The sequence below is a fragment of the Rohdeia mirabilis genome (assembly GCA_007750655.1).
Lineage (GTDB): Bacteria > Planctomycetota > UBA1135 > UBA1135.
The window spans coordinates 4,171,678-4,197,730 of record CP036290.1 but is presented as its reverse complement, the minus strand read 5'-3'; the positions used below and the strand labels follow the sequence as shown (position 1 = coordinate 4,197,730).

The window sequence follows — 26,053 nt, the reverse complement described above, 5'->3', positions numbered from 1 at the left end:
CGGTTCCGTCGAGCGCGGCGCCAGGCGTCCGGACGCCGACTTCGGCCAGCGCCCGACCACGCCGCGCGCCGCTCGTCGGATCACGCTCCATCACAGGTCACGCGCCGCGCCGCCCGCCGCCGCGTCGCCCGGTGCATCGGCCCGCTCGAGCTCGATCCACAGGCACGCGCCACCGCCCGCGCGCGCCCGATACCCCGCGGCGCCGCCGAACGACTCGGCCGTCGCGCGCACGAGGGCCAGGCCCAGCCCGATCCCACGCCGTTCGCGCGTGAGCTCGTCGCCGAGACGCCGGAACGGTTCGAAGACGCGTTCGCGCTCGGCTTCCGGCACGCCCGGTCCGCGGTCCGACACTTCGAGGCGCACGCGCTCGCCGCGAACGCTGGCTGCCACGTCGACGCCCGCGGCCGGAGCGCCGTACTTGGTCGCGTTGTCGAGCAGTTCGCCGATCGCGCCCACCAGCGCGTCCCGTTCGGCGCGCACGAACAGGCGGGGGAGCGCGGCGTCGATGCGCAGCTCGAAGCCGCGCTCGTCGGCCAAGGGGCGGACGGAGGCGCGCGCGGTCTCGAGCGCGTCGCCCAGGTCGACAGCGGCCAGGTTGGCGAGACGCCCTCCGCGCGTCGTACCGGCGAAACGCAGCACCGAGTCGACCAGGCGCTCGAGCCGTTCGCTCTCGAGCACCGTGCGGCGCGCGAAGTCACGGGCGCGTTCGGGCGGAGCGTCGCCGCGTTCGAGCAGTTCCGCCATGAGCCGGATGGACGCGACCGGTGTCTTCAACTCGTGCGTCACCGCCGCGACGAAGTCCTCGCGTTCGCGCGCGCGCCGGCCCTCGAGCCGCGCCGTCCGCACGACCGTGAAGCCCGCGGCTCCGGCTAGAGCGAGAGCGACCACGAATCCGGCGAGAGCGAACGCGAAGCGCCGTTCCTCGGCCCGCACGCGCTCCTCGAAGTCGAGCGCGCGCACCGACGGTCGCAGGGTCTCGAACGGCGCGCCGGGCCGCGCGGTGGCGACGGGCGCGGAGCGGTCCGAAGAGCTCGTCGCGGCCCTGTTCGAGGCGGCGCCGCCCCTTGCATCGAAACTCGAAGCTGCACCGAGCGACGACCCGCTGGGCTTCGAATCGCCGTTCGATGCCTCGAGGCGCGACGCGTCGCGACTCGTAGCGGCACCGCTCGACGCACTTCCGTTCGAAGCGCTGCCGCCCGTCGAACCAGCGCTCGTCGCGCGCCCGTTCGCTGCGCCGCCCGTCGACGCGTCGCGACTCGTAGCGGCACCGCTCGACGCACTTCCGTTCGAAGCGCTGCCGCCCGTCGAACCAGCGCTCGTCGCGCGCCCGTTCGCTGCGCCGCCCGTCGACGCGTCGCGACTCGTAGCGGCACCGCTCGATGCACTTCCGTTCGAAGCGCTGCCGCCCGTCGAACCAGCGCTCGTCGCGCGCCCGTTCGCTGCGCCGGCCGTCGACGCGTCGCGCCCCGAAGCGGCAGCGCTCGACGCACTTCCGTTCGAAGCGTTGCCGCCCGTCGAACCAGCGCTCGTCGCGCGCCCGTTCGCTGCGCCGCCCGTCGAGGCGTCGCGATTCGAAACGTCGCCGCTCGACTCGAAGCGCTGCGCGGCGGCCGCGTTCGATCCGTCGTCCTGCGCCGGAGCGCCACCTGGCAACCGACCGTTCGGTCCTTCTTCGCGCGTCGGATCGGCCAGCACCGCTTCGGCGCCCACGCTCGCGCCGCTCACGACTTCGCCGCGCGCGAATGCTGGCCCCGCGTCGATGCCGTAGTCGCGAGCGGGCCCTTCCAGCACGCGCGCCTCGAAACCCAGCTCGCGCCACTGGGCCGCGCCCGCGCGCTCGAGCGCCAGGTTCGCGACGACCTCCAGTTCGACCGCCGCTCCCACGTAGCCACCGCTGCCGTCGGGCCGGGCGGTGAGCACCCGGGGGCCGCGCGGACTCGCGGCTCCAGCGAGCAGCACCGCGCCGTTCGGAGCACCGCGCGCGATCCAGTCGGACGCGCCGAGCGACCAGTCGGCGAAGAGCTCGAGCGGCCGATCGGCGGTGGCACGCGCGATGGCGACCTGGGCCGCACGTTTCGGGTCGAGCACCAGGATGCGTTCGGCGACGCGCTCGGCCAGGTAGGTCGTCGCCCCGTCGTCGAGCGAACGGCGGTCGGCGAGCAGGTCCGTGTAGAGCTCGAACAGCGCAGCGATCCGATCCGCGCCCGCTGCGAGATCGGGACGCGGGTCACCGGCGGCATCGGCGTCGAGCCGCGTGCCTGCGTACGGCGAGTCGTTCGTCGTCGCTCGTTCCACCGGTGTGCTCCGCTCCGGCGCGGGCTCGATCTCGGCCTCGGACCGCGGTTCGTCGAACGACGCGCGCTCCGGACGACCGCCATCGTCCTCGACCGCGGAACGCACCGCTCCCGTTCCACCGGCCCGTGCGCCGCCTCCGACTCCGTCACCGAACACGAGGTCCGCGCGCGCCGCGTACGCGAGTCGCAGCCCGCGCCCGTCGCGCACGTCCGGGAACTCGCGGATCAACCGTTCGCGCCGCGCGCGCGCCAGCTCGGGGTCGTCGGTGCGCGCGGCCAGCCAGGACAGGGCCCAGGCCGCGAGCTCGGGCCGATCCTCGCGTGCCGCCACGTCCGCGAGCCTGCGGTCCCCGGCCTCGGCGTCGCCCGCGCGATCCAGCGCGTCCACCTCGCGCGTGATGCCCGCCACGAGCTCGCCAGCGCTCGAACGGCGCGGGGCTCCGCCGACGGCCGGCTCGATCAGCGTGCCCAGCTCGTCCGTGCGGAAGCCGATCGCCCAATCGGGTGTGTCTGCGGCCAACTCCGCGGCCAATCGGTCGAGGACCTCGCCCAGTTCGCGCGCCAGGGGTTCGGCGGCCGCCAGGGCGTCGGCGCGCACGCGTTCGGCATCGCCCGCCAGGCTGAAGAGCCCGATGGAGCCCACCGCGGCCACCGCGAGGGTGAAGACCGCCGCCGAGGTGGCGATCAGCCGTTGGGTACGTCCGCTCCTGCGCTCCACCGTCGCACGCTAGCACGGGGCCCGCAGCGTTGGGGAGCGTGGGGCCAGCGGCTACCCTCTGGGGCCGCGACGCCAACGGGTGTCGCCGATCGCCGCCTCTTTCGTCCGTCCGCTCCCACGCGACCTTTCCCGGTCGCCGCCTTCATCATGGTCAAGCGCGAGCTCGAGTTCCTTCCCATCAAGACCTTCCGCTTCGACAGCGCCGCCGAGGCCGCGTCGTCCGTCGCGCGCGAGATGTCGAACTGGATCCGCACCAAGAAGTACCACCGCGGCGACGCGTGCTTGGCCTTCTCGAGCGGCGAGCACGTGCGCCCGACCTTCGACAAGATGCGCGAGATGAGCGGCATCGAGGAGAAGGGCGGACTCGCCGTTTCGACCGTGCGCTGTTTCGGACTGGCCGAGTTCGAAGGTCGCGGCCCCGGTGACGCCGGTTCCACGTCCGCGTGGATGGACGAGGCCTTCTACTCGAAGTGGGGGGCGAGCGCCGAATTCAGGCACGAACTCGACGGGCGGCTCGAAGGGGCCGAACTCGAGGCGCACTGCGCGGCCTACGAAGCGGCCCTGGCGAAGGAGGGCCCGGCGGACGTGCTGATGATCGGGCTCGGGGCGACCGGTCGTCTCGGGCTGCACGAGCCCGGTTGCGATCCGAACGCGCGCACTGGGCTGGTGACGCTGTCCGATCGCACGCGCGAGGAGCTGGCGCAGTGGCACGGTGGGATCGAGGTGCCCGAGCGCGCCGTCTCGGCCGGCGTCGCCACGTATCGCAGTGCGCTGCGCGTGCGTGTCTTCGCCTTCGGTGAGCACATGGCCGAGGTGGTCGATCGCGGCATGCTGCCCGACCCCGATCCGCAGAACCCGCTGTCGCTCCTGGTCGGCCACAAGGACGTGGAGCTGCTGCTCGATCCGGCGGCGGCGGCGATGCTCGAGTGAGCGCGGGCTGATCGGTACGGCGTCAGGCACGAATGTGCCACCGGCCGCCGACGGTGCTGCGATTCGCAGCACCGTCGGCGGCCGGTGGCACATTCGTGCCTGACGCCGTACCGATCAGACCCGGATGTTCTTCCAGGCGAGCAGCGTCTGGCCGCGCAGGAACGCCACGCCGGTCTGGCCCTTCACGAGCAGGTCGTCCTGGGTGCCGCGACCGGGGTAGCGGTACTCGCCGGAGGTACCGTCCTCGAGCTGGAGCGCGAAGAAGTACAGGGTGCGGCCGCCGAGCCAGGTGGGGGTGGTCTCCGAGCGCCGGTCGGCCACCAGGGCGCACACGCGCACGAGCGGGTCCACCAGCGTCGTCTTCCGCAGCTTCCAACCGTGGTAGAGGAAGTGGCCACCGACGGCGAGGCCGATGACGCCGAGCGCGATCCCGAGGCCCACCGGGACGGTTCCGAGCGCCCCCAGGAGGAGGAACGCGAGACCGATGCCGGCGGAGGCGGCGCCTCCGCGGATGCGCGCGGCGGCGCGGTCGAGGTCCTCCTCGGCCGGCGGCACGTGCTGCATCGCCTCGGCGAAGTCCTTGTGTTCGCGGATCTTGGCGAGCCGACGCATGACCGCGGTCTGGCGGCGGGTCGCGCTGGCGCTGGCGTCGGGTGTGGAGGTCTCGGTCGACATGGGGCGTGCTGGGGGGGAGCGGAGGGCCGCAGCACCTCGTGGCGAAAGTGTATCCGCTCCACGGCCGCGGTCGACGCCCACCCGCGCAGGAGATCAGAGGTCGACCGCACCGAAGGTGGTGGGCTCCGACCGCGCGCCCGAGCGATCCACGGGCCCCGTCGCCCGTCCCCGCCACCCGAGCGAACCGCGCGAGTTCGCGCACGAATCCGGGATCCTGGCCCACGCTGCGAGCGGGCGTCCTTGGGTCGGCCCCGGCCCGCGTGGTATCTACCTGGCTCGCCGAGGCGCGCCGACAGACCGGCTGCACTCGGCTCCACGGGTCGCTCGGCGACCTGTCGCCCCCAACCTCTCCGGACGTGACTCGACGCAGCGTGGCGTCGGCGCCGGAACCCCAGGGGGCGGGTCCCATCTCGCTCCTCGAGATTCGCGAGAGCCGCCATGTCGAACACTTCGCCCCTCCGTCCGTCGCACCTCCTCCTCGTCGCCGCCCTCGGGCTCGCGACCACCGGCTGCACCAGCACCGGTGACTACCGCGCCAAGGTCACCCCCCAGCGCCCGACGATCGGCAACACGACCGAGACCGCCGCGTTCGGCACGATCGAGATCGAGGCCGGTGTCTCGGTCGACCCCTCCGATCGCAACTCGCTCGACACCACGGTCCGGATCGGTCTCTCCGAGGACTCGGAGATGTTCGTGTCGCACTCGCCGATCATCAACGTGGACACCCCCGGCACCAACGCCGACGGGCCCGGTGACCTGGTGATCGGGTACCGCCAGCGCCTGCTCGACGAGAGCCGCGACTTCCCCGCCACCGCGATCGAGTTCGCGACCTCGCTGCCCGTCGGCGACGACGACCCGGCGATCTCGTCCGGCTACACCAACTTCTACGCCGGCATCACGGTCGACCGCCACTTCGGCGACCTGCTGACCTCCTGGTACTACCGCCTCGGCGCGCTCGGAACCCCGGTCGCGGGTGACCTCAACGCCCAGCACACGATCGCCGTCGCGGGCTACCTGCCGCTGATGGACCGTTGGAGCGGCGTCGCCGAGCTCGCGACCATCGTCGACGTGGAGAACAGCGTCGAGCCGATGTTCTTCAACGCCTCGGTCATGTACGAGGTCACCGAGAGCCTGCTGTTCGACATCGGTGTCCGGCTCGGTCTCAACGACGACGCGCCCGACGTGGTGCTGATCGGCGGTCTGACGACGAACATCGGTCGCGTCTTCTAGGTCTCGACGCATCGCTGCGATGACCGACCCCCGCTCGTCCGCCGCTCCCGCGGTCGACGAGCGGGGGTCGGTCCGTTCCAGGCAACGATCGAAGCGACGCGTGCGAGGTATCGCCGTGCGTCTGATTCTGCTCGTCGGCCTGGTCCACGGCGGTCTGTGCGTTCTGGTCTTCGCCGTGCAGGACGACCTCCTGTTCCATCCCGGACCGCCGCCGCGGACGACGCCCGCGGCAGCCGGGCTGACGTTCGAGGACGTCTGGCTCGACGTGGCCGAGGGCGAGCGCGTCCACGGCTGGTGGATCCCTCCGATCGGCCCCGCATCCGCTGCACCGCGTGGAGCCGTCGTGTACTGCCACGGCAACGCCGGTTCGATCGGCGAGCGGATCTGGGTGGCGCAGGACCTGGCCCAGCGCGGTCTGGCCGTGCTGCTGTTCGACTACCGCGGCTTCGGATCGAGCGACGGACGCCCTTCCGAGTCCGCGCTGCGGGTCGACGCGCGCGCCGCCTACGACCACGTGCGCGAGGTGCGCGGTTTCGCGCCGGAGCGCATCGTGGTGCACGGCCGTTCCCTGGGAGGAGCCGTTGCGGCTCGGCTCGCGGCCGAGAACGAGGTGGCCGGACTCGTTCTCGAATCGACCTTCACGCGCCTCGCCGACGCGGCCGGTCACCACTACCCCTGGTTGCCGGTCGGTCTGCTGCTGCGACACGAGTTCGACACGCGCGCCGCCGTCGCTGCGTTCGACCGGCCGCTGCTCGTGCTGCACGGTCGAGACGACGGCATCGTGCCGTTCGACCTCGGTCGACGGGTGTTCGAGGGAGCCGGCGGGCCGAAGCGCTTCGTCGAGCTCGACGGCGGACACAACGGCCCGGGCTTTCGCGCGACACCGGCGGCCAGCGCGGCCTACGACGCGTTCCTCGTCGAGGCGCTCGAGCGCTGAGCCACCGCGGCGTCGCGGGCCGTGTGCGTCAGTCGCTCGCGCGGATCAGCTCGACGACGGCGGCCGCGGCGTCGTTCGGGACCGGGAAGCTCAGGACGTAGTGCGCGACGCGCCAGCCGTCGGCGGTTCGCACGCACACGCCGCTGCCGCGGCAGTCGCCGTACTTCGCGTTCTCGAGGCGTTCGTCGAACCACGCCACGTCGCCGCCCGCGGCCACGCGCACGTGCCGTTCGACCGCGGCGTAGGTCCAGCCGCGACCCGCTTCGAACGCCGGGCGGGCGTAGGCGCGGAACTCGTCCATGGTCCAACGCTCGCTGGCGTCGGTCCCGATGAAGATCGCGTCCGCGGTGTAGGTGTCGAAGTAGGCCGGTCCGTCCGCGCGCGCGGCCGCGTCGTGCAGCCGATCGAGCAGGTTCACGACGGCGGTCTCGTCCGACGGTGCTCGCTCGTCCATGGCTTCGATGGTGGGGCTCGCGCAGCTCGCGAGCGGGCCGATCACGAGGGTCGTTCCGAGGACCGCTACGAGAGCGAGGCCGCACGCTCCCGGCCCGCGGCGATCCAGCGCTCGACGCTCGCGACGAGCGCCTCCCGATCGATCGGCTTGGTGGTGTGGTCGTCGCATCCGGCTTCCAGGCAGCGCGCGCGTTCGTCGGCGAAGGCGTTCGCCGTGAGCGCCACGACGGGCAGGGTGAGTCCGCGCGCGCGCAGCTCACGGGTCGCAGCGTACCCGTCGAGGACCGGCATCTGCACGTCCATCAGCACCACGTCGAACGGTCGACCCTCGGCCTCCGAGCGTTGCACCGCCTCGACCGCCCGTCGGCCGTCCTCGACCGTCTCGACCGCGAATCCGGCGCGTTCGAGGACCAGTCCCACCAGGCGCCGATTGTCCGCGCCGTCCTCGGCCAGGAGGATGCGGCCACCGGCACCCCGGACCCGCGAGACAGCGGTGCTCGGAAGGGCTCGACGCGGCGCCCCGAGGCCGGTGACCATCTGCATCACGTCGTCGACGTCGAGCGGCAGGTAGAGGCCGAAGGTGCTGCCGTCGCCGATGCGGCTCGTCGCTCGGACCTCGCCACCGACCAGCTGGGCGAGGTTGCGCGAGATCGCGAGCCCCAGTCCAGTGCCACCGAAGCGACGCGTGGTGGACGGATCACCCTGCACGAAGGGTTCGAAGATCGTCGCCAGGGTGGCTTCGTCGATGCCGCCGGCCTGGTCGACGACCTCGATGTGGAGTTCGCCCGGTAGTTCGCGGCCCAGCACGCGATCGGCGCCGAGTGCCGCGCGCGCGCGCAGGACGACGCGTCCCGCCGGCGTGAACTTGAGCGCGTTGCCCACGAGGTTGACGAGGATCTGTCGCACGCGCAGCCCGTCCGAGAGGATCGTGCTCGGCAGCGCGTCCGGCAGGTCGAGGCAGAGCTCCAGTCCCTTCTCCCGCGCGGTACCGATCAGCATCTCGTGCACGTCGCCGAGCGTGTGCGCGACGTCCATCGGTGCGAAGTCGACGCGCAGTTCGCCCGCTTCGATCTTCGACAGGTCCAGGACCTCGTCGAGGAGCTGCGACAGGTGACGTCCGTTGCGCAGCACGACCTCGAGATGCTCGCGCAGGCGGTCGTCGGAGTCGTCGCAGCGCTGCGAAGCCTCGTCGCGCGCCAGTTCCGCGTAGCCGAGCACGGCGGTCAAGGGCGTGCGGATCTCGTGACTCATGTTGGCGAGGAAGCGACTCTTCGCCTCGCTGGAGCGCTCGGCGACGTGGCGCGTGCGTTCGAGCTCGGCAGCGATCTCGACGCGGTCCGTGACGTCCTGCACGACGCCCATCGCACGGCGCGCTCGGCCGTCGGGCCAACGGTCGACCACGCGCCCGCGATCCTCCACCCAGATCCAGCGCCCGTTCCCGTGGCGCAGTCGGTACTGCATGCACCACTGGCGCGACTCGCCCCGGAAGTGCTCTTCCATCACGGCCTCGGCGCGCGCCTCGTCGTCGGGGTGGACGATCGCGCGCCAACCGTCCAGTGAACCATCGACGCTCCCGGCGGGACGACCGAGCAGCGCGTACCAACTCGCATTGCGCTCGACCTGCCGCGAGTCGACCTCCATGTCCCACAGTCCGAGATCCGCCGCCTCCAGCGCGAACCCGAGCCGCGCCTCGCTGTGTCCGAGCTGTTCGATCGCGTTCTTCAGCACCGTGATCTCCGTGCCGATCGCGAAGACCTCGTCGACCTCCCCGCGCTCGTCGACCAGCGCCTGGTACGCCCACTGGACGCACACGAACCCCTCGTCGGTCGCGACCCACTGCTCGTCGCAGGCGGTCGGTGTCGTCGACGTCAGCGTCGCGAGCAGGCGCTGTGCACGCTCGGCGCCGGCCGGCTCCACGCGCTCGATCCAACGGGATCCGACCAGATCCTGCGCGGTGCGGCCCCACAGCTCGCAACAGGCCGCGTTGACCCAGGTGAGAGTCGTGTCGGTCCGGAAGCGGCAGGCGAAGTGCCCGCCGTGGGTGAGTGCGACCTCGGCACCGGTGGCGCGCTCCGGGCCAGCGCTCCGGTCCACGCGTTCGCCCGAGGGATCGCCCGCCAGTGAGGGGCCCGCGGCGGTGGAGGGGCGCGTGGCGGCCGAGTCCCTGCGCGCCCCGCGTCCGAGCGAACGGACGAGGGCCACGACGACCAGGGCCACCGCCGCACCCGCAAGGGCACTGGTGAGCTGGACGTCGTCGACGAAGGGGCTCGACCACGGCGGCAGGCTGGTGGTCGGGAGCGACATGGTGGGGCCGGGCACGGATTGGAGGGGGGGCGCCCGAATCGATTTGATTCTTCTATCGGCAGGATCGCGCCGCCTCTGCACCCCCGTCGCCCCGAGACTCGACCGTGCCCGACCTGGCGGCCCACGACGTCGGACGGCCCGCCGCCGTCGGATCGCGGCTCGGACCCTTCGACGGCGGTGCAAGTCCCGATTCGAGCCGTGGCTATGCTCCGCGGCATGAATCTGCTCGAGATCGAAGGGCTCGCGAAGAGCTACCTGGACCCCGAAGGGAGGCGCCAGGACGTGCTGCGGGTCGAGAGCCTGGCCGTCGGCGAGGGCGAGCAGATGGCGCTGCGCGGCCGCAGCGGGTCGGGCAAGACGACTCTGCTCAACCTCATCGCGGGGCTGGGTCTGCCCGACGCGGGCCACATCCGCATCGGCGGCACGGAGATCACGACCCTGTCCGAGGCGGCGCGCGACCGCTTCCGGGCCCGGCACCTCGGCTACGTCTTCCAGACCTTCAACCTGCTGCAGGGCTACACGGCGCTCGAGAACGTGGTCCTGGGCATGGCCTTCGGGCCCGGGCGCGATCGCAGCGCCGCGCAGGGGCTGCTCGAGCGTCTCGGACTCGGCGATCGACTCCACTACCGGCCGGGGCAGCTCTCGGTCGGCCAGCAGCAGCGCGTGGCCGTCGCGCGCGCGCTGGCGAACCGACCGCGACTCGTGCTGGCCGACGAGCCCACCGGCAACCTCGATCCGACCCACGCGGGCGAGGCGCTCGAACTGATGCGTTCGATGTGCACCGACGCGGGGGCGGCCCTGCTCCTGGTCAGCCACGACGAGGCCGTGCTCGAGCGCTTCGACCGCTGCGTGGACCTCTCCGACATCAACACGGCCCGGCCGGCGACCGCGGAGGCGACCCGATGACCCTCCTGTGGATCGTGGGGCGCTCGCTGCGCCAGCACGCGCTGTCCAGCGTCGTGACCGTCCTCGTGTGCGCGCTGGCCTCGGGCCTCGTCCTGAGCGTCTTCAGCCTCGAACGGCAGGCGCGCGCGGCGTTCACCAGCGACGTGGGCTTCGACGCGGTGCTCGGCGCGCGCGGCAGCGAGCTGCAGCTCGTCCTCAACGCCGTCTTCCACCTCGAGACCTCGCCCGGGAACATCCCGTGGACGCTCTACGAGGAGATCGCCGCCACGCCCGGCGTGGACCTGGCCGTGCCCTACGCGGTCGGTGACAACTACGCGGGCTTCCGCCTCGTCGGAACGTCCGACACCCTGTTCAACGAGTGGACGTTCGGCGACGACAAGTCGCTCGCGGTCGTGCCGCCGGGCACGTTCTTCGACTCCACGCGCGCAGAGGCGGTCGTCGGTTCCCAGGCGGCGCGTGCCACGGGTCTGAAGCTCGGCTCGACCTTCGAACCGATCCACGGATTCAGCGCCGACAGCCAGTACGTGCACCAGACCACGTACACCGTGGTCGGCGTGCTCGAGCCCACCGGCACGCCGATCGACCGGGTCATCTTCATCCCGATCGACGGCATCTTCCGCATGGACGGCCACGTGCTGCGCGGTACGGGCGAGGACTACCGCCCCGACGCCGCGACCGAGATCCCGGACGAGCACAAGGAGGTCAGCGCGGTGCTGATGAAGCTCTCGAGTCCGCGGCGCGCGCGCACGCTCAGCGAACAGATCAACCGTCAGGGCACGGTGGCGACCTTGGCGGCGCCGATCAGCGGCGTCATGGCCGATATCTTCGACAAGCTGGGGCGCGCGGTGGACGTGCTGCGCGCCGTGGCGTTCCTCGTCATCTTCGAGGGCGCTCTGTCGATCCTCGCGGCCCTGTGGAACACGATGAACGAGCGGCGGCGCGAGTTCGCGATCCTGCGCGCTCTGGGCGCCCGGCGGCGCACCGTGTTCAGCGCGATCGTCCTCGAGGCCAGCGCGATCGCCGTCATCGGCGCGGCGCTCGGCTACCTGCTGTACGGACTCGTGGGCCTGGCGGCCGCGGCCTATCTGAAGAGCGAGGTGGGCGTGCTCCTCGAGGTCTTCGTCTGGCAGCCGGTCTTCGCCTGGGTCCTCCCGGGGGCCGCGCTCCTGGGCATCGCCGCTGGGATCCTGCCCGCGGCCCGCGCCTACGCCACGGAAGTGGCCGAGAACCTGCGTCCGACGAGCTGAGGCAACGGGTCTCGCTCCGCAAGACGCTTCGACAGTCCTGCAACCCACGCACGCCGCGATCCGGTCCACTGTGCGAACGGCACGGACCCGGGCCGCCGCACCAGAACCGTCCGAACCTCCGCCGATCCACCATGCGCCACCGCACCACCACCCGCCGCTCCGTCGTCCTCACCTGGCTCCTCGCACTGACGCTGCCCCTGTCGCCCGGCTGTGGGCACGACGCCAGTGACCACGATCACGACCACGACCACGACCACGATCACGGGCACAGTCACGACGACGATGGCCACGCGCACGAAGCGCGCAACGGCGGGACGCTCGTCGTCCTGGCCGAGGAGTTCGCGCACATGGAGGTGCTCGTGGATCCGGCCACCGGCGCGGTGACCGCCTGGGCGCTCGGCCCGCACTGCGAGAACTACGAGAAGCTCGCGCAGGCGTCGATCGCGCTCACCGTCGATGCACCGGGCGTCGAACCCTTCACCGTCGAGCTGCTCGCCGTCGCCAGCGGCACGACCGGCGAGACCGTCGGGGACACCTCGCGCTTCGCCGCGACCGACGCGCGCCTGGTCGGCGTCGAGCGATTCGACGGCACCTTCGGCGCGATCACGAGTCGCGGCCAGACCTTCGACACGACCAGTTTCCCGTACCCGGACGGGACCGACGAGCGGGCGGAGACGGACGGCCATGACCACTGACATCCCGATCCCGACCGATGGCGGCGGAGGCGGCGGCGACGCCGTGCGACCGGTGCTGCTCGTCACCAGCATCCTCGCGCTGACGCTCGTGCTCGGCGCGGGCTACGCGTCGATCCAAGCCGCGTCGATCAACACGGCGGAGCGTCTCGAAGCACCGGCGGTTCCGGTGCGCGGCGCTCCGTTGATGCAGCAGCCCGGCGCCGAAGGGACTGCCGACGTGGCGGCTGCTGGCGCGGCCGGTGGTTCGACGACGCCCAACGGTCTCGTGACCCACGGTCGCGTGCAGGAAGCCGGAACGGCCTTCGGGCTGCCCGAGCTCCCGGAAGGTGTGATCGGCATCGACTACGAGACGCTCGCGCTGCCCGACTACGAGCAGAAGAGCAGTCAAGACGGCTCGGTGCGACCGAACGAGGAGATCTTCCCGCCCGAGATCCTGGCCCTCGAAGGCAAGCAGGTCGCGTTGATGGGGTTCATGGTCCCGGACGTGTTCGACGACGAGAACCGCAAGCTCGTCTCGTTCATCGTCTCGCCCTTCCCGCCCGGTTGTCACTTCGGAACCCTGCCGCGCGCCGACGAGTGGATCGAGTGCGACGCCACGCCGATCGGTGGTGCGTCGTTCCTCGCCTACCGCGTGGTGCGCGTGGTCGGCACGCTCGAACTGGGCGAGGAGTACGACCGCTGGGGCTTCCTGATGAGCCTCTATCGGATCAAGGTCGACCACATCGACGTGCAGAAGTGAACGGCGCGCCGCGCTGGCCACGGTCGGAGCGTGCGGCGCGAAAGGGGGCGGCGTCGGCGCTCTTCGTGCTGTTGGTCGCGGGGTGCGAGCTGGAACCCGGGTCCGAAGGGTCGGGTGCGCCTGCGCCGGACGCCGCGACCGGAGCGGCCGAGGTGGAGCGCGCGCTCGAGGACGCCGATCCCGACTCCGGGCGCGCGACGGACGCTTCGGTGAACGCGGAGGGTGGACTCGACCTCGCGCTGCTTGCGCCCCTGCCCGAGTTCGTCGACCCGGCGCGTGATCGTCCCGGAGCGTCCGGGCACGTGGCCGACCACGGCGACCTCGCCGAACCCACCGCGGCGACCGCGCGCGCCCTCGACGCCGTCGCGCTCTCCTGGAGCACGCTGTCGGCGCCGGACTACGAGTCCCCCGCACTCATGGCGAGCGCCGAGCGGCCGCCCCTCGAGCAGGTGATCGACGGGACCGTTCTGGCCTCCTCGGGCCGACGCGTCGTCCTCGACGGCTTCGGCACGGTCGACCGACGGGCGGGCGACGCGGTGGTCGAGCTGATGCTGACGCCCTTGCCCCTGTCCTGCTGCCTCGGCGGCTTCCCCGCGGCGGGCGGACGGGTCCACGTGCGCGTCGACCCCGCGCTGCGGCTCGAGGTGGATCCGTGGACGCCGCTGCGACTCGTCGGGCGCTTCGACGTGGAGGAGCGACGCGACGAGCTCGGGCTCTTCGAAGGGCTCTACTTCCTCGAGGTCGAGCGCGCGTCGGACGTCGGGGTCGAACGGCGCTAGCGGTGTGATTCGCTCTCTCGGGGCACGGCCTTCCCCGATGTCGGCAGCGTCCCTTACGGAACGCCGCCATGCCTCGACAGAGCGAGTCACACCACGAGAACTCGCGGCACGTCGGATCGAACGGGCGCGGCCGGAGCGCGTAGAGGCGCGCGCCCCGTCGAGCTTCGTCCCGGGGGTGCCCCGGACGCTCGCTCCCGCTCGGCGCCGAGCCGGTCCCGAGCGAGCGACGTCCGATCCGGGGCCCCGCTGCGCGCCCGAGGTGGCTGCGCCCAGGGGGCTCCGAGGGTTGGCCCATGGCGCCCATGGTGGACCCAGCGGTCCGGCTCCCACGATCCTCCTTGACGCTTCCGACCACCGTGGCCGATGCTCCTTCCAGGCCGCCGCGCCGCGCGCCGAACCCGACCTGCAATGTTCTCCACCCGATCGATCATCGGCCTCGTGGCCGCCGCCGTGCCCGCGCTGCTTCCGAGCGCGCCCGCCGAAGCTCCGTCGATCCCGGCGGGTTCCTGCCCCGCTGCATCCGATCCGGCGGCGTTGCTGGACCCGGTCGAGCTCGACGTGCGCGACCTGACCTCGTTCGAGTGGGAGGTCGGGGACCCGATCCCCGAGGATCTCCTGCGCTACGACGGCCGGCGCGTGATCATCCGCGGCTTCATGTACCAGGGCGTCGAGGACGTCGTCGATCAGTTCCCGCTCGTGGCGGAGTCGTGCCAGTGCAACGAACGCCTGCTGCCGCACCACTTCATCGACGTGACCTTGAAGCGCGGCGACACGGGCCCGATCCCCGGTGAGTTCGAAGTGCTCGGCAAGCTGTCGGTCGGCGAGGTGGAGGACGAGGACGGCTTCGTCGTCAGCCTCTTCCGGCTCAAGGGCGAGATCTACTGAGCGTGCGCGCTCGGACCGTGCGGAGAGGCTCGATGGTGCGGAGCAAGGGGGGACGGAGCGCTCGTGCGATCGGCGCCGCCCTGGTCCTCGCGCTGATCGCGTCCTGTTCGGATTCCGAACCCGTGGCGCCCGCCGCGCCGGACGTGCGTGACGCGCCCGCGTCGAACGCCACCGCCGAGTCACCGGTGGCCGAGTCGCCGGACGCCGCGGCACCCGTCGCCGACGCGAGCGCCGACGCAGCGGATCCGATCGCCGAGGAGCGCGCCCTGGCGGAGCGCATGGTCTCGATCGCGTGCGAAGGGACGCTCGCCAAGCGTCCGCAGGCGGCGCAACGCCTGAGCGCGATGGGGGAGGCGGCCGTGCTCGCCGTGCGCCAGGTCGTCGGCACGACCACCCACGACCTCGCGCGGCTCGGGCCGGACCTCTTGCGTCCGATGGCCGAGTTGGACGCTCCCGACCTGCGCGAACGGCTGTGGGAGGCGGTGACCGACGCCGACTACCCGTACCGGCCGGCCGCGACCAAGTGGTTGGCCGAGACCGCGCGCGACGACGAGTGGGCGCGCTTCGAGCCCCTGCTCGCGGACCCGCTCTCGTCGGTGCGCGCGGCCGCGTTGAGTTCGATCGCGACCCGCGACGACCGTTCGCTCGTGCCCATGCTCGAAGCCGCACTCGAGGATCGGAGCGACGTCGTGCGACGCGCGGCGGCGGACCTGTTGGTGCAGTGGGACCGCGCCTACGCCTTGCGCTGGTTGTTCGAGGACCTGTCGCGCACGGATCGCTTCTTCGACCTCGAGACGGGCGAGAGCGCGCGCTACGAGTCGGCGCGCGTCCTGCGGCGCCTGCTCGACGACCGTGCGCTCTTCGGCTACCAGCCGGGCGTCGATCCGAACGATCCGGCCAACCACGCGGCGCTCACGGCTCTCGGCGCGGCCATCGAAGCGCGCGTCGGAGCCGACGAACGCCGCCCGCCGGCCTTCGCGCGTTCGACCGACGTGGTCGTCGACGGCGTGTTGGGCCTCGAGATCCGTTCCTGCCGCCGCGGCGAGTACTTCGTCGCGATCGCGGACGACGATCGGCTCGTCGTCGGCACGGGCCGGCCGACCGAGTACGCGCTCGAGCCGGGCGCGAGCGCGCGCATCGCGGACCTCGTGGCGGCGCGTTTCGATGCGACCGAGGGCCCGACGATGTGGGGCGAGCTGGGCTGCGACATCGAGTGCTATCGCGTGCGCGTCCCGGGCGGTCCGAACCTCGTTCTGCGTGTCATGAAGGGTCCCGAAGAGGTCGACGACCTGCGGCCGGACCTCCTCGACGAACTGGTGCGTGCGCTGGTGGCCGAAGTGCCGACCGACGTGCGCCCCAGCGGCCTCGGCGGCAGCGACGACGACACGCTGCGAGCGCTCCTGTCCACCGCGCTCGAGTCGGTCGGCGGCGACCTGCGCTGAGGGGTCCGTTCCTGCTCGGGCCGCGTTACTTCGGCTCGACGCGACCGGCTTCCACGTCGCTCAGCCAGGCCAGTCGCTTCACGCCGCCGGCGGCCATGCGGTGGAAGAGGAAGAGGCCGACCAGGAAGATGCCCGCCGAGTAGGCCAGCAGGAACGGCGTCTGCTCGATGATGAACAGGCCGGCGACGAACTGGATCGCGATCGACACGTACAGGATCGACGCCACGAAGAGTCGCGAGCGGTTGCGGATGAAGCGCGCGCCGGCGGGAGCCCCGACCACGACGATCGGGACGCAGACCCACCAGTAGTTCCAGGCCTGCGTGGCCATGCCGGAGGCAGAAGGGTCCAGAAGGGGCTTCAATCCGCCCTTCCAGGCGAATGCGACGGCTGCGTTGACGCCCATCAGGACCACGGACGTCGGCGTGGCGACCGACTCGGTGATGCGGAAGCGCAGCACCAACAGCGCGAAGGTCAGGATGTCGAGCCCGCTGCCCGTGATGCCGGTGATGACTCCGCCGACCACCCCCGCGCCGATGAGCAGCACGATGTGGCGCGATCCGAAGTGGTCGATCGTGTGCCGCACCTCGCGCTCGTGGTAGCGGTTGATCCAAAAGAGCGCGAAGGCGAACGCCAACCAGACGCTGAGGAACGTCATCTTCGCGAGGCGCGGGTCCTTCGCCATCATCGGTGCAACGTACTCGAGCCCGATCACCACGCCGACCGCGCCCCCGAGCGTCGCCCAGACCAACGCGCGCCGCTCGACCGGGATGCGCACTGCGAAGATCGTGATCGCGGCGGCCACCATGCCGACGGTCTGGATCATCAGCGAGAAGTCGCGCGCGACCGGCGGCGGCACTTCGAAGAAGAGCGTCATCACAGGAAAGGCGACGGCTCCGCCGCCTTCGCTCGTCGCGCCCGCGATGAACGAACCCAGCATCATGGTCGCGGACATGTACCAGCCGCTCGCGAACAGGTGCCAACGGTCGCCGCTCGCCATGCCGATCAGCCAGACGGCCCAGACGAGAGCCGCGACGATGAAGGTCACGCGTCGTGCCGTGGAGCGGCCCTCGGCGGGAGCTGCGAGCGTGGATGCGGAGGCGGTACGGCTCGGAGGGTTCATGTGGGTCGAGGGGAGCGACGAAGCAGGTCGACGGATGCGTGCGGGTGCCGCGCGGGAAGTCTCGCACGTGCCGTGCGCTCCGCGAATCGCGACCCGCAAGGCGCCGCATCGCGTGGTCCCAGGAGTTTCGACAGCGCTCGCGGCTCGGACCACTATCCTGCGCGCATGGAGCCCCAGTTCGTCCCCTACACGGATCGCTACGTCCCCGACGCGTCGCCCGAGGCTGCGGCCCAGACGTTCTACGACGTGATGCGGCGTCGTCGGAGCGTGCGGGAGTTCAGCGACCGCCCCGTGTCGCGCGAGACGATCGAGTGGGTCGTGCGCACCGCGACCAGTGCGCCCAACGGCGCGAACAAGCAACCCTGGCGTTTCGTCGCCGTGCAGGATCCCGCGCTCAAACGCGAGATCCGACTGGCGGCCGAGGAGGAGGAGCGCGAGTTCTACGCGCGGCGGGCGAGCGAGCGCTGGCTCGCGGACCTGGCGCCGCTCGGCACGGACGAGGACAAGGGCTATCTCGAAGTGGCGCCGTGGTTGATCGTCGTGTTCCGTCTCGTCCGCGCCGACGACGGCGGCCAGGTCTACTACTCCGACGAGTCGGTCGGGATCGCGACGGGCTTCCTGCTCGCGGCCGCGCACCACGGGGGGCTCGCGACGCTGACCCACACGCCGTCGCCGATGAAGTTCCTGTCGCAGGTGCTGGGGCGCCCGGACAACGAGCGCGCCTACATGCTGATCCCGGTGGGCTATCCGACGGACGACTGCACCGTGCCCGCCCACGCCCTGCCGCGTCGGCCGCTCGACGAAGTGCTGATCTTCGACCGCCCTTGAACGTCGGTCTCGCTCGCCGCTGAGGGGCCCGAGCGCGGCCGACCGCGGCCCCGCGCCGCGTGTGGGGGCGCGGGGCGACCGTCGCCCGCGGTGCGCTCCGGGCGGTCCTCGGCCTGGCAGCCGGGCCGACCAGAGCCGCGGCGCACCTCCCGGCCGGCGCGCCGAGGGCCCAGGGGCGGAATCCCAGGCGCGGGCGGGACGTGCGCCGCCGGTTCAACCCCGGGTGGGGGCGGGTCGATAGCCCAGGACGCCGAACCGGACCGCCCGGGCGGCGCTCCGACACCGCGCGTACTCCCCACCACGCCATGAACCGTCTCCTCATCCTCCTCGCCGCCCTCTGCCTCACCGGCTGCAGCCTCGCCAGCGGACCGCCCGCCTACGCGCTCGCCGCCGAGGTCAACGCGACGCTTCTCGGCGACGCCAACGTCATCTCGCCGGGCGACGTGCTCTCCGTGCGCTTCCGCCTCGAGAGCCAGTACGACCAAGAGCTGACAGTGGGCCCCGACGGCACCGCCGACTTCCTGGCGGTCGGTTCGACCATCGCCGCGGGACTCACCTCCGACCAGCTGCGCGAGCGTCTGCGCACGAGCTACGCCGAGGTCTCCGTCGACGACGAGCTCTCGGTCTCGGTGCTCGAAGCCGCTCCGCGCACCATCACCATCACCGGTGAGGTGACTGCTCCGGGCGAGCTCGCGATCGGCCCCGATCAACGCCTCACGCTGGTCGAAGCGATCGGCCAGGCGGGTGGCTTCTCGAAGCGCACCGCGTGGCTGAGCAACACGCTGTTGATCCGCTGGGACCCCAACGCGGGCAAGCAGCTGTGGTGGCGCATCGACGCGCGGCCGAAGAACTGGACCGGTGACACGCCGATCTACCTGCAGGCCTTCGACGTCGTCTACATCCCGAACACGACCATCGATCACGTCGGCATCTGGATCGAGAACTTCATCCGCAGGATGATCCCGCTGCCCCTTCCGTTCGGGGTCTGATCGCAGGCTCGCGGCGCCGCGCCCGCTCGGGCGCGGCGCCTTCGTATCCCGACCAATCTCACCCGAAGTCACCGAACGTGGACCCGATCGACGACAACGCCGACATGGACGCCGGGCGCGAGAGGCGCCTCGTGATCCGTCTCGTCATCCAGGCTCTGTGGCGCTCGCGCGGCCTGATCATCGCGCTGTGCACGCTCGGTGTGCTGTATGGCCTCTACGACGGCCTGCGGCAGCCGAACGTCTACCTCTCGCAGGCGAAGATGCTGCTGCGACTCGGTGAGCGGGAGCAGATGACCGGCGAGAGTCTGCTCGGGACGAGCGTCTCGCGCGAGTCCCGTCCGACGATCGAGGACGAGATCCACATGCTCTACGACGAGGACGTGTTCATGCGCGTCGTTCGTCACATCGGTCCGGCGCGCCTGCTCGAGGTCGAGGATCCGCGCAGCTCCGACGGGCCGAACACGTCGCTCGTCGTGAAGGGCATGCACGCGATCCAGGCCGCCCTCATGTCCTCCGGTTCGCGGACCGCGAACATCGGACGCTACAGCGAGGAGCAACAGGCGATCCTGGCGACCGACGCGCTGATGAAGGACACCTTCATCATGGCCGAGGACAACTCGAACGTGATCACGGTGCGGACGGTCTCGACCTCGCCCGGGAAGGCGCGCTACATCGCGGGCCTCCTGCTGGAGGCGTTCATCGATCGCCACCGCGAGCAGTTCTCGCTCGATCGCTATCTGCCGACGTACCGCAAGCGGCGCGACGAGGCGCGAGTCGAGTTCGACGCGGCGCGCGAGGCGCTGGCCGCCCACGTCGAGGAGACCGGCTTCATCGACCTCGAGACCCAGCGCGAACTCGTGCTCACGGCGCGTTCCCAGGCCAACCAGCAGATCGCATCGACTCGGTCGCGGGTCACGGCGCTCGAGCGCGAGCGCGAACTGACGCAGAAGACCCTGAACGAGAACCGCGACTCGATGTCGTCGGCGACCTACGCCGACCTCCGCGATCGCCTGCAGACGCTCGCGATCGAGATCCCGACGAGCGAGATCGCGCTCGACGCCCAGGCCCAAGAGCTGGTCCGTCTGAACGAGGAGCTGACGCTCATCGAGCAGAGCGCGAAGATCCAGGACGTGCTGTCGGCCGAGGTCGAACGCACGGGGCGGCTCTTCCGCGAGCTGTCCGAACGCCTGACCAAGATCGAGGCGCTGGCCCAGATCGACGTCGAGGGCGACACGAACCTGATGCCGCTCCAACTGCCGACGCTCGCCCTCGAGAAAGAGGGTCCGAAGCGCATGAAGCTGATCGTGCTCGGCGCGGCCGGTGGACTCGCGCTCGGCATCTTCGCCGCCGTCCTTCGCTACCTGCTCGATCGACGCCTGCGCTTCCCCGAACAACTCGAGCGCGACTTCGAGGTCCCGGTGCTCGCGGTCCTTCCCGACCTCGCGCCCACGACTCCGCCCGTCGTCCAGAAGCTCGAGCGCGCCGCATGAAGAATCGCGTCCTTCGAACCACTTCCGCCGGGGTGCGACTCGTCGCCGCCGGCGCGCGCACGGCCGCTCTCGGCGTTCGCCGCACGTTCGGCTACTCGGGCCCCGGCAACCACCGCGAGGAGACCTCGCCGCTCGACCGGGCGCTGAGCGTCGCCGACTCGATCTGGCCGCGCCTGATGGGTGAACCCGATCGCCCGACGCGCAGCATCCTGTTCGCGTCGCCCACGCGCGGCTGCGGCACCGCCGTCGTCGCGACCGCCTCGGCGATCGCGCTCGGACGCCACCTGCGCGAGCCGATCGGACTGGTCGAACTCGACTTCGAGGACCTGCAGCTCGCCCAGTTGCTCGGCGCCGTCCCTGGCGTCGGCGTGTCCGACATCCTGCTCGGTCAGGCCGAGCTCGAGACCACCGTCCTGCGCACCAAGAACCACCCCGACCTCGAAGCGGTCGGCGGCGGTCGTCAGCGCGCGCTCCAACCCGGTGACTTCGCAGCGCCGCAGTTCGAACGCCTGCGCAGCGAGATGGAGCAGCGCTGTCGCACGACGATCTACATCGCGCCGCCGCTCGAGACCTGTCAGGACATGCGGCTCGTCGCGCGCCGCGTGGACGGCGTCGTCTGCGTCGTGCGCGCGGCTTCGACCACGAAGAGCGAGATCGACGGCGCGCTCGGCATGCTCGACGACTCCGGCGCGCGACTGGTCGGGTCGGTCATGACCGGGTACGACTTCGACCTGCCGCACTCGTCGGCCGCCTGACCGCCCCGCGAAGAGGTGCCCCTCAGGCGGCGCGATCCGTCCGCTTCCAGGACGTGGTCCGCGCCGAGCCGCGCACGATCGCCGGTAGCAGAGCCAGCTTGCGCGCCACGTGGGCCGGTGCGTGCGCCAGCGCCAGTAGATCGCGCGAGCCGCGACCGGCGAGGAACGCGCCCGCCAGCACGTGCAGCGCCAGGACCGCGAGGCCCACGCCCGCGACCATCGAGCCGAGTCCGCCGGAGGCGATGCCGAGCGCGAGCAGCGTGCCGTGCAGAGCGAGCGGCAGGAGCGCGAGCTCGAGCGCCGGCTCCACGAAGTACTTCTTGCCGCGCAGCACCTGACCGACGAGTCGCGGCAGGTGATCGATCAGCATCCGCAGCCGTCCTCCTTCCCAACGCACGCGCTGGGTGCGTTCGGCACCCGCGGTCGGAGCGGCCGCGGCGAGCACGCGCGCGGTCGGAACGAAGCGCACGGCGAAACCGGCTTCGACCAGGCGCAGGTGGTACTCGAGATCCTCGACCACGCTGCCGGCTCGGTAGGGCACGGCGACCAGGACGTCGCGCGTCAGTCCGAAGCCGTTGCCGAGGATGCCGACCGACAGGCCCAGGCGCTGGCGTCCGAGCGGGCGCAGGTGGTTGAAGCACAGCCACGCGAGGTTCAGAAGGCCCGAACGCGCATCGAGATCGGGATCGGCCACGCGATAGCTCGCCTGCACCGCTGCGGCGCCCTGGTCGAACGCGCTCAAGAGCTCGTCGATCGCCGACGGACCGAGGCGCGCGTCGGCGTCCAGCACCAGGAAGCGCTCGGCTCCCGGATCGTGTTGCAGCAGCTGCGTGAACGCCTCGTTCAGAGCGTGCCCCTTGCCGCGCGACTTCGAGACCTGGCGTTCGATGACGCGCACGCCGTGACGGCGAGCGACGGCGGCAGTGGCGTCCGTGCAGTTGTCGGCCACGACCAGCACCTCGCGCGGCGACATGCCCGAGGGCAGGCGCGCCAGGACGTGCTCGAGCGTGGCGTCGATGCCGTGCTCCTCGTCGTGCGCCGGGATGACGATGCGCAGGCTCGAACCGTCGACCGGAGGTCTGGGCCCGCGCGGCGGTGTCGCGCGCGCGGCGGACGCGGTCAGGAGCGCGAGTTCGACGGTGCCCGGCACGGTGGCGAGGGCACATGCGGTGAACAGGATTCCGATCATCAGGCGGCGTTGGTTCCCCTGAAGAGGGCGGCCAGTCGCGCCGCCTCCTTCTGCGAGTCGTGGCGTTCGCGGACCGCTTCCGCCCCGTTGCGGGCGATCCTCATCAGGGACTCGTCGTCGAGGGAGAGGGCCTCCCGCAGCGCGTCGACCAGGTGGTCGACCGAGCCGGCCGGGACGACCCAGCCGGTGTTGTCGTTCTCGATCAGTTCGGGGATGCCGGCGATGTACGTGGAGATGACCGGGCGGTGCAGCGCGAGCGACTCCATGAAGACCACGGGCAGACCTTCGTCGAAGCTCGGCAGGACCATCAGGCGCGAGGCCAGCACTTCGTCGCGCACGCCGTCGCCACTGAGCCAACCGCACCAGCGGATGCGCTCGAACAGGCCGAGCGCGCGGGCGCGGCGTTCGATCGCGGGCCGGAAGTCGCCGTCGCCGACCAGGGAGAGCTGCGGATCGAAGCCCTCCTCGACGAGCTTCGCCAGTGCGTCGAGCAGCACCAGGTGACCCTTCACGGGCGAGAGGCGCGCGACGCACACGACCCGCTGCTCCGCGGGCGGCGCGGTCTCCTTCTCGGCCAGGAAGCGCTCGTCGGTGCCGCAGCGGATCAGGCGCAGCTTGTTCCAGTCGTCCGGGTCCGACCAGCGCTCGAGCGCCGAGAACCCGTGGTGGCTGATCGCCACGACGAAGGCAGCGGCGTGGATCTTCGCGCGCAGGCAGCGCGGGGAGATCGACTCGAAGATCTCCGGCCCGTGGAACGTGAACGAGAACGGCGGCCCGCCGAGGGTGTGCGTGAAGAGCGCGACCGTGGCCGAATTCGTCCCGAAGTGCGCGTGCAGGTGCCCGACCGGTCGACGCTGGAGGAAGCGCAGCAGGAGGCACGCCTCAGCCAGGTAGACGAGATGGAACGCGCGCCCGCGCGGGTGGTTCCGGCCGATGGACCAGGCCTGGCGCAGCGCGCTCAGGAAGCGCAGCGGGCGCGTGCAGACGGTGGCGAGCACCGCGAGTGCGACGCGCACCGCGCCTTGCTCGAGCAGGATCGTCGTGGCGGTCTGCTCGCGCACGTCGCCCGGATCGACGAGCGGTTCGTCGACGCGCCGGATCGAGTAGCGGTCGATCTCGACGCCCGTGGCCAGCACGCCCTCGATCTCGCGGCGCATCCAGGCGTGGCTCGTCTTCGGGTACTGGTTGACGAGGTAGCCGACGCGCACGGGTTCGCTCGCGCGTCCGCCGGCGAGCGGCTCGTGGCTCGCGCCGCCGGTCGCGACCTCCGGGGTGGACGCCGCTGCGCTGGAGCGGGCCTTGCTCGGGTCGTTCGGGGCGGGGTCGGACGGCTTGGGCTTGTACTCCATGAGACCTGCCGGTCGACCCAGCGCGCGTCCGTACCACTGACGGAGCACACCGAGGGACTCGGCCCACTTGGCGAGAAGGGTGTAGCGCGCATAGGTGCGCGCGTGGATCGGATCGGCACCACGGGCGACGCGACCGGCGGCGATGCGGCGCAGCTGACGCCGGTAGAGGAGGGCGAGCAGGACCCACGGCAGCGGAGCCAGCCACGGCAGGAACGCGAGCGCTGCGAGGCTCGACGCGAAGGTGCCCGCGGGCAGGAGGACCGCGTGCAGGAGCGCGCTGCGCACGAGGGCGACCATGTGGCGCACGCCGTGGACGCCGTGGCGATCGAGGTTCGACGCGGCGGCGTATCCACTGCGGACCATCCGCTTCCACCACGAGCCGAAGCGTGTGATGGCGGCGTCGTGCACGGTCATCGGGGCGTCGAGTCGCTCGACGCGCCAGCCGCGCTGTCGCAGCCGGTGGCACAGTTCGGGCTCTTCGCCGGCGATGAAGTTGTCGTCGTAGCCGCCCGACTCGACCAGCGCTCGCATGCGGATCAGCGCGTCGCCGCCGCAGGCCTCGGCGGGTCCGATCGGCGTGTCCCACTCGAGGTCGCACAGTCGGTTGTAAGGCGTCGCGTCGGGAAAGCGTTCACGGCGGCGGCCACAGACGGCGGCCAGGATCGCTTCGGTGGCGAGGCGGTCGCGACCGGCCTGGATCCAGCCCTCCTCGAGCACGCAGTCGCCGTCGAGGAACTGCACGAGTTCCGTCCGCGGCGCGAGCTCGCGCAGGGCGCGGTAGCCGGCGTTGCGCGCGCGCGCGGCAGTGAAGCCGCGCGAGGTGTCGAGGTGCACCACGTGGGCACCGCGAGCCTCGGCCAGTTCCACGCTGTCGTCGGTCGATCCCGAGTCCACGTAGACCACGGCCGCGAGCGGTGCGGTGCCGAGCGAGTCGAGGCAGGCCGCGAGCCGTTCGCCCTCGTTGCGACCGATCACGACCGCGCCGACGCTGGCCGGGCCGCTCGTCGCGCTCTGCTTGCGAACGGAAGGGGTCACGCCGCCCTCCGCGTGAGCATTCGGCCGCCGACGCTGCGCAGCAGATGTTCGGACAGCTCGCGTCCGCGCACGTCGAGACCGGGATCGAGCGGCTCGGTGCGGCGCGACGGTGCGCGGCGCAGGAGCTCGACGGCCTCGATCGCGTCGCGCGCGCGGGTCACGAGGCCGCGTTCGTCCAGGCGGTGCGCGAACTCGACCTGGTGGTCGTCGACGTGCTCGCCGAAGTGCGCGAGGCGCGGCAGGACGACGGGCACGTGACCGAGCGAGATCGCGAGCAGACACGTTCCTGCACCCGCGTGGCAGATGACGCGCGACGAAGTCTCGAGCAGTTCGCGCATGCGGTCGAACGGAACGAGTCGCGCGTGTTCGAAGTGGAGCGGCTCGTACTCGGACGCGCCGATCTGCCCGAACACGGGTTCGTCCAGTTCGGACGCCGCTGCGTCCACCGCCTGCACGAGACGGTGGAACGAGAAGGCCTCGGTGCCGACCGAGAGCAGGATCACAGGACCTGACCTCGATAGTCGGCGCGGCCGCCGCTCGCGCGTGCGAGTTCGGGCCACTGGACGAGGAACTCGTCGACGAACGGTCGCACCATGCGCCCCGACAGGGACAGCTCGTCGATGCGCGTGATCGACTCGACGTAGATCGTGCGGATGCCGAGCAGCTTCGCGACCACGATGAACGGAACCGCGACTCCGGCGCCGGTGGACACGACCGCGTCGGGCCGCTCGCGTGCGAGGATCCGCACGGCGCGCACGGCGTTGCGCAGCATGTTCACGACGTTGCGGTTCGTCGGGTGCACGGCGTGGTGCACGCGCTCGCCCGCCAGCAGCGAAGCCGCGTCGGGCGTGTCGAACGTGACCCAGAACGCCTGGCACTCGCTCCAGAACGCACGCAGGCAGAGCATCTCGAACAGATGGCCGCCGGACGAGCAGACCAACGCGACCTTGGGTCGGGTGTCGGTCGCGCGGTCCGTGGGCACGGGGCGGGCGTCGTCGGTGGCGGTCACGGGCAGGGCACAGGGGGACGGCGGCTCCGATCTGGAGCCGCTACCCGGCCTTCAT

23 protein-coding genes are annotated in these 26,053 nt (G+C 71.5%); 14 read left to right on the top strand and 9 right to left on the bottom strand.

All coding sequences use genetic code 11. The annotated features are described in order from the left end of the window. Positions 1-90: 90 nt before the first annotated feature. Positions 91-3,012, bottom strand: a complete 2,922-nt coding sequence (locus Pla163_RS15580; RefSeq protein WP_145190562.1) for a sensor histidine kinase — start codon at positions 3,010-3,012, stop codon at positions 91-93. A 147-nt stretch (positions 3,013-3,159) separates the two neighbouring features. Here Pla163_RS15580 and Pla163_RS15575 point away from each other — a divergent pair, with 147 nt between their 5' ends. Beyond that, positions 3,160-3,942, top strand: a complete 783-nt coding sequence (locus Pla163_RS15575; RefSeq protein ID WP_145190559.1) for a 6-phosphogluconolactonase — start codon at positions 3,160-3,162, stop codon at positions 3,940-3,942. A 114-nt stretch (positions 3,943-4,056) separates the two neighbouring features. Here Pla163_RS15575 and Pla163_RS15570 read toward each other — a convergent pair whose 3' ends face one another. Then, entirely contained in the window at positions 4,057-4,617 is a 561-nt protein-coding gene (locus Pla163_RS15570; RefSeq protein ID WP_145190556.1) for a hypothetical protein, read from the bottom strand. A gap of 438 nt (positions 4,618-5,055) precedes the next feature. Between Pla163_RS15570 and Pla163_RS15565 the strand changes: the two genes are divergently transcribed. Both Pla163_RS15565 and Pla163_RS15560 read left to right on the top strand, forming a co-directional pair. Further along, on the top strand, positions 5,056-5,847 hold the full coding sequence (locus Pla163_RS15565) for a hypothetical protein (protein WP_145190553.1): 792 nt from the start codon (positions 5,056-5,058) through the stop codon (positions 5,845-5,847). A 100-nt stretch (positions 5,848-5,947) separates the two neighbouring features. Then, complete coding sequence (locus Pla163_RS15560) at positions 5,948-6,784, top strand: alpha/beta hydrolase (RefSeq protein ID WP_419186008.1); 837 nt, start codon at positions 5,948-5,950, stop codon at positions 6,782-6,784. Between the two features lie 28 nt (positions 6,785-6,812). Here Pla163_RS15560 and Pla163_RS15555 read toward each other — a convergent pair whose 3' ends face one another. Next, entirely contained in the window at positions 6,813-7,238 is a 426-nt protein-coding gene (locus tag Pla163_RS15555) for a nuclear transport factor 2 family protein (protein ID WP_145190547.1), read from the bottom strand. Positions 7,239-7,303: 65 nt separating this feature from the next. Then, a complete protein-coding gene (locus tag Pla163_RS15550; RefSeq protein ID WP_145190544.1) occupies positions 7,304-9,622 on the bottom strand; it encodes a PAS domain-containing hybrid sensor histidine kinase/response regulator in 2,319 nt (772 codons plus the stop codon). Between the two features lie 135 nt (positions 9,623-9,757). On the opposite strand from Pla163_RS15550, the gene Pla163_RS15545 reads away from it, so the two are divergent. The 7 genes from Pla163_RS15545 to Pla163_RS15515 all read left to right on the top strand — a co-directional run bounded on the left by Pla163_RS15545 (position 9,758) and on the right by Pla163_RS15515 (position 16,234). Further along, positions 9,758-10,447: an ABC transporter ATP-binding protein gene (locus Pla163_RS15545; RefSeq protein ID WP_145190541.1), complete on the top strand. Its 690-nt coding sequence runs from the start codon at positions 9,758-9,760 to the stop codon at positions 10,445-10,447. Then, a complete protein-coding gene (locus Pla163_RS15540; protein ID WP_145190538.1) occupies positions 10,444-11,694 on the top strand; it encodes an ABC transporter permease in 1,251 nt (416 codons plus the stop codon). Before Pla163_RS15545 ends, Pla163_RS15540 begins: the two co-directional genes overlap by 4 nt. A gap of 131 nt (positions 11,695-11,825) precedes the next feature. After that, a complete protein-coding gene (locus tag Pla163_RS19130; protein ID WP_419186007.1) occupies positions 11,826-12,389 on the top strand; it encodes a hypothetical protein in 564 nt (187 codons plus the stop codon). Further along, positions 12,379-13,128 (top strand): hypothetical protein, encoded by a 750-nt coding sequence (locus Pla163_RS15530; protein ID WP_145190535.1) that lies wholly within the window; start codon positions 12,379-12,381, stop codon positions 13,126-13,128. The genes Pla163_RS19130 and Pla163_RS15530 overlap by 11 nt, the downstream gene beginning before the upstream one ends. A 65-nt stretch (positions 13,129-13,193) precedes the next feature. Continuing rightward, positions 13,194-13,907, top strand: a complete 714-nt coding sequence (locus tag Pla163_RS15525; RefSeq protein WP_145190532.1) for a hypothetical protein — start codon at positions 13,194-13,196, stop codon at positions 13,905-13,907. A 408-nt stretch (positions 13,908-14,315) separates the two neighbouring features. Further along, positions 14,316-14,792, top strand: coding sequence for a hypothetical protein (locus tag Pla163_RS15520; protein ID WP_145190529.1), 477 nt, complete (start codon positions 14,316-14,318; stop codon positions 14,790-14,792). Between the two features lie 122 nt (positions 14,793-14,914). Next, on the top strand, positions 14,915-16,234 hold the full coding sequence (locus tag Pla163_RS15515) for a HEAT repeat domain-containing protein (protein ID WP_145190526.1): 1,320 nt from the start codon (positions 14,915-14,917) through the stop codon (positions 16,232-16,234). 25 nt (positions 16,235-16,259) lie between these two features. Here the strand turns inward: Pla163_RS15515 and Pla163_RS15510 are convergent, their stop codons facing one another. Beyond that, on the bottom strand, positions 16,260-17,279 hold the full coding sequence (locus tag Pla163_RS15510; RefSeq protein WP_419186006.1) for a sulfite exporter TauE/SafE family protein: 1,020 nt from the start codon (positions 17,277-17,279) through the stop codon (positions 16,260-16,262). A gap of 240 nt (positions 17,280-17,519) precedes the next feature. Here Pla163_RS15510 and Pla163_RS15505 point away from each other — a divergent pair, with 240 nt between their 5' ends. The 4 genes from Pla163_RS15505 to Pla163_RS15490 all read left to right on the top strand — a co-directional run bounded on the left by Pla163_RS15505 (position 17,520) and on the right by Pla163_RS15490 (position 21,416). Then, on the top strand, positions 17,520-18,182 hold the full coding sequence (locus Pla163_RS15505) for a nitroreductase family protein (protein WP_145190523.1): 663 nt from the start codon (positions 17,520-17,522) through the stop codon (positions 18,180-18,182). 305 nt (positions 18,183-18,487) lie between these two features. After that, positions 18,488-19,171, top strand: a complete 684-nt coding sequence (locus Pla163_RS15500) for a polysaccharide biosynthesis/export family protein (RefSeq protein ID WP_145190520.1) — start codon at positions 18,488-18,490, stop codon at positions 19,169-19,171. Positions 19,172-19,248: 77 nt separating this feature from the next. After that, positions 19,249-20,661, top strand: coding sequence for a GumC domain-containing protein (locus Pla163_RS15495; RefSeq protein ID WP_145190517.1), 1,413 nt, complete (start codon positions 19,249-19,251; stop codon positions 20,659-20,661). Continuing rightward, complete coding sequence (locus tag Pla163_RS15490) at positions 20,658-21,416, top strand: P-loop NTPase family protein (protein WP_145190514.1); 759 nt, start codon at positions 20,658-20,660, stop codon at positions 21,414-21,416. The genes Pla163_RS15495 and Pla163_RS15490 overlap by 4 nt, the downstream gene beginning before the upstream one ends. Positions 21,417-21,438: 22 nt before the next feature. Here the strand turns inward: Pla163_RS15490 and Pla163_RS15485 are convergent, their stop codons facing one another. The 4 genes from Pla163_RS15485 to pssD are packed head-to-tail and all read right to left on the bottom strand — an operon-like array spanning position 21,439 to position 25,971. Then, on the bottom strand, positions 21,439-22,605 hold the full coding sequence (locus tag Pla163_RS15485) for a glycosyltransferase family 2 protein (RefSeq protein ID WP_145190511.1): 1,167 nt from the start codon (positions 22,603-22,605) through the stop codon (positions 21,439-21,441). After that, the gene (locus Pla163_RS15480; RefSeq protein WP_145190508.1) at positions 22,605-24,989 is read right to left on the bottom strand and encodes a glycosyltransferase; all 2,385 of its coding nucleotides are present in this window, start codon (positions 24,987-24,989) and stop codon (positions 22,605-22,607) included. The genes Pla163_RS15485 and Pla163_RS15480 overlap by 1 nt, the downstream gene beginning before the upstream one ends. Next, positions 24,986-25,492 (bottom strand): glycosyltransferase, encoded by a 507-nt coding sequence (locus Pla163_RS15475; RefSeq protein ID WP_419186005.1) that lies wholly within the window; start codon positions 25,490-25,492, stop codon positions 24,986-24,988. Before Pla163_RS15475 ends, Pla163_RS15480 begins: the two co-directional genes overlap by 4 nt. After that, a complete protein-coding gene (gene pssD / locus Pla163_RS15470) occupies positions 25,489-25,971 on the bottom strand; it encodes a PssD/Cps14F family polysaccharide biosynthesis glycosyltransferase (RefSeq protein WP_419186004.1) in 483 nt (160 codons plus the stop codon). Before pssD ends, Pla163_RS15475 begins: the two co-directional genes overlap by 4 nt. Positions 25,972-26,053: the final 82 nt, after the last annotated feature.

Excerpts from the sequence above, each read along its gene's own strand:
- Pla163_RS15545 (WP_145190541.1), top strand. The coding sequence starts at position 9,758 with ATGAATCTGCTCGAGATCGAAGGGCTCGCGAAGAGCTACCTGGACCCC.
- Pla163_RS15505 (WP_145190523.1), top strand. The coding sequence starts at position 17,520 with ATGGAGCCCCAGTTCGTCCCCTACACGGATCGCTACGTCCCCGACGCG.
- Pla163_RS15500 (WP_145190520.1), top strand. The coding sequence starts at position 18,488 with ATGAACCGTCTCCTCATCCTCCTCGCCGCCCTCTGCCTCACCGGCTGC.
- Pla163_RS15540 (WP_145190538.1), top strand. The coding sequence starts at position 10,444 with ATGACCCTCCTGTGGATCGTGGGGCGCTCGCTGCGCCAGCACGCGCTG.
- Pla163_RS15520 (WP_145190529.1), top strand. The coding sequence starts at position 14,316 with ATGTTCTCCACCCGATCGATCATCGGCCTCGTGGCCGCCGCCGTGCCC.
- Pla163_RS15555 (WP_145190547.1), bottom strand. The coding sequence starts at position 7,238 with ATGGACGAGCGAGCACCGTCGGACGAGACCGCCGTCGTGAACCTGCTC.
- Pla163_RS15485 (WP_145190511.1), bottom strand. The coding sequence starts at position 22,605 with ATGATCGGAATCCTGTTCACCGCATGTGCCCTCGCCACCGTGCCGGGC.
- Pla163_RS15530 (WP_145190535.1), top strand. The coding sequence starts at position 12,379 with ATGACCACTGACATCCCGATCCCGACCGATGGCGGCGGAGGCGGCGGC.
- Pla163_RS15490 (WP_145190514.1), top strand. The coding sequence starts at position 20,658 with ATGAAGAATCGCGTCCTTCGAACCACTTCCGCCGGGGTGCGACTCGTC.
- Pla163_RS19130 (WP_419186007.1), top strand. The coding sequence starts at position 11,826 with ATGCGCCACCGCACCACCACCCGCCGCTCCGTCGTCCTCACCTGGCTC.
- Pla163_RS15570 (WP_145190556.1), bottom strand. The coding sequence starts at position 4,617 with ATGTCGACCGAGACCTCCACACCCGACGCCAGCGCCAGCGCGACCCGC.
- Pla163_RS15565 (WP_145190553.1), top strand. The coding sequence starts at position 5,056 with ATGTCGAACACTTCGCCCCTCCGTCCGTCGCACCTCCTCCTCGTCGCC.
- Pla163_RS15575 (WP_145190559.1), top strand. The coding sequence starts at position 3,160 with ATGGTCAAGCGCGAGCTCGAGTTCCTTCCCATCAAGACCTTCCGCTTC.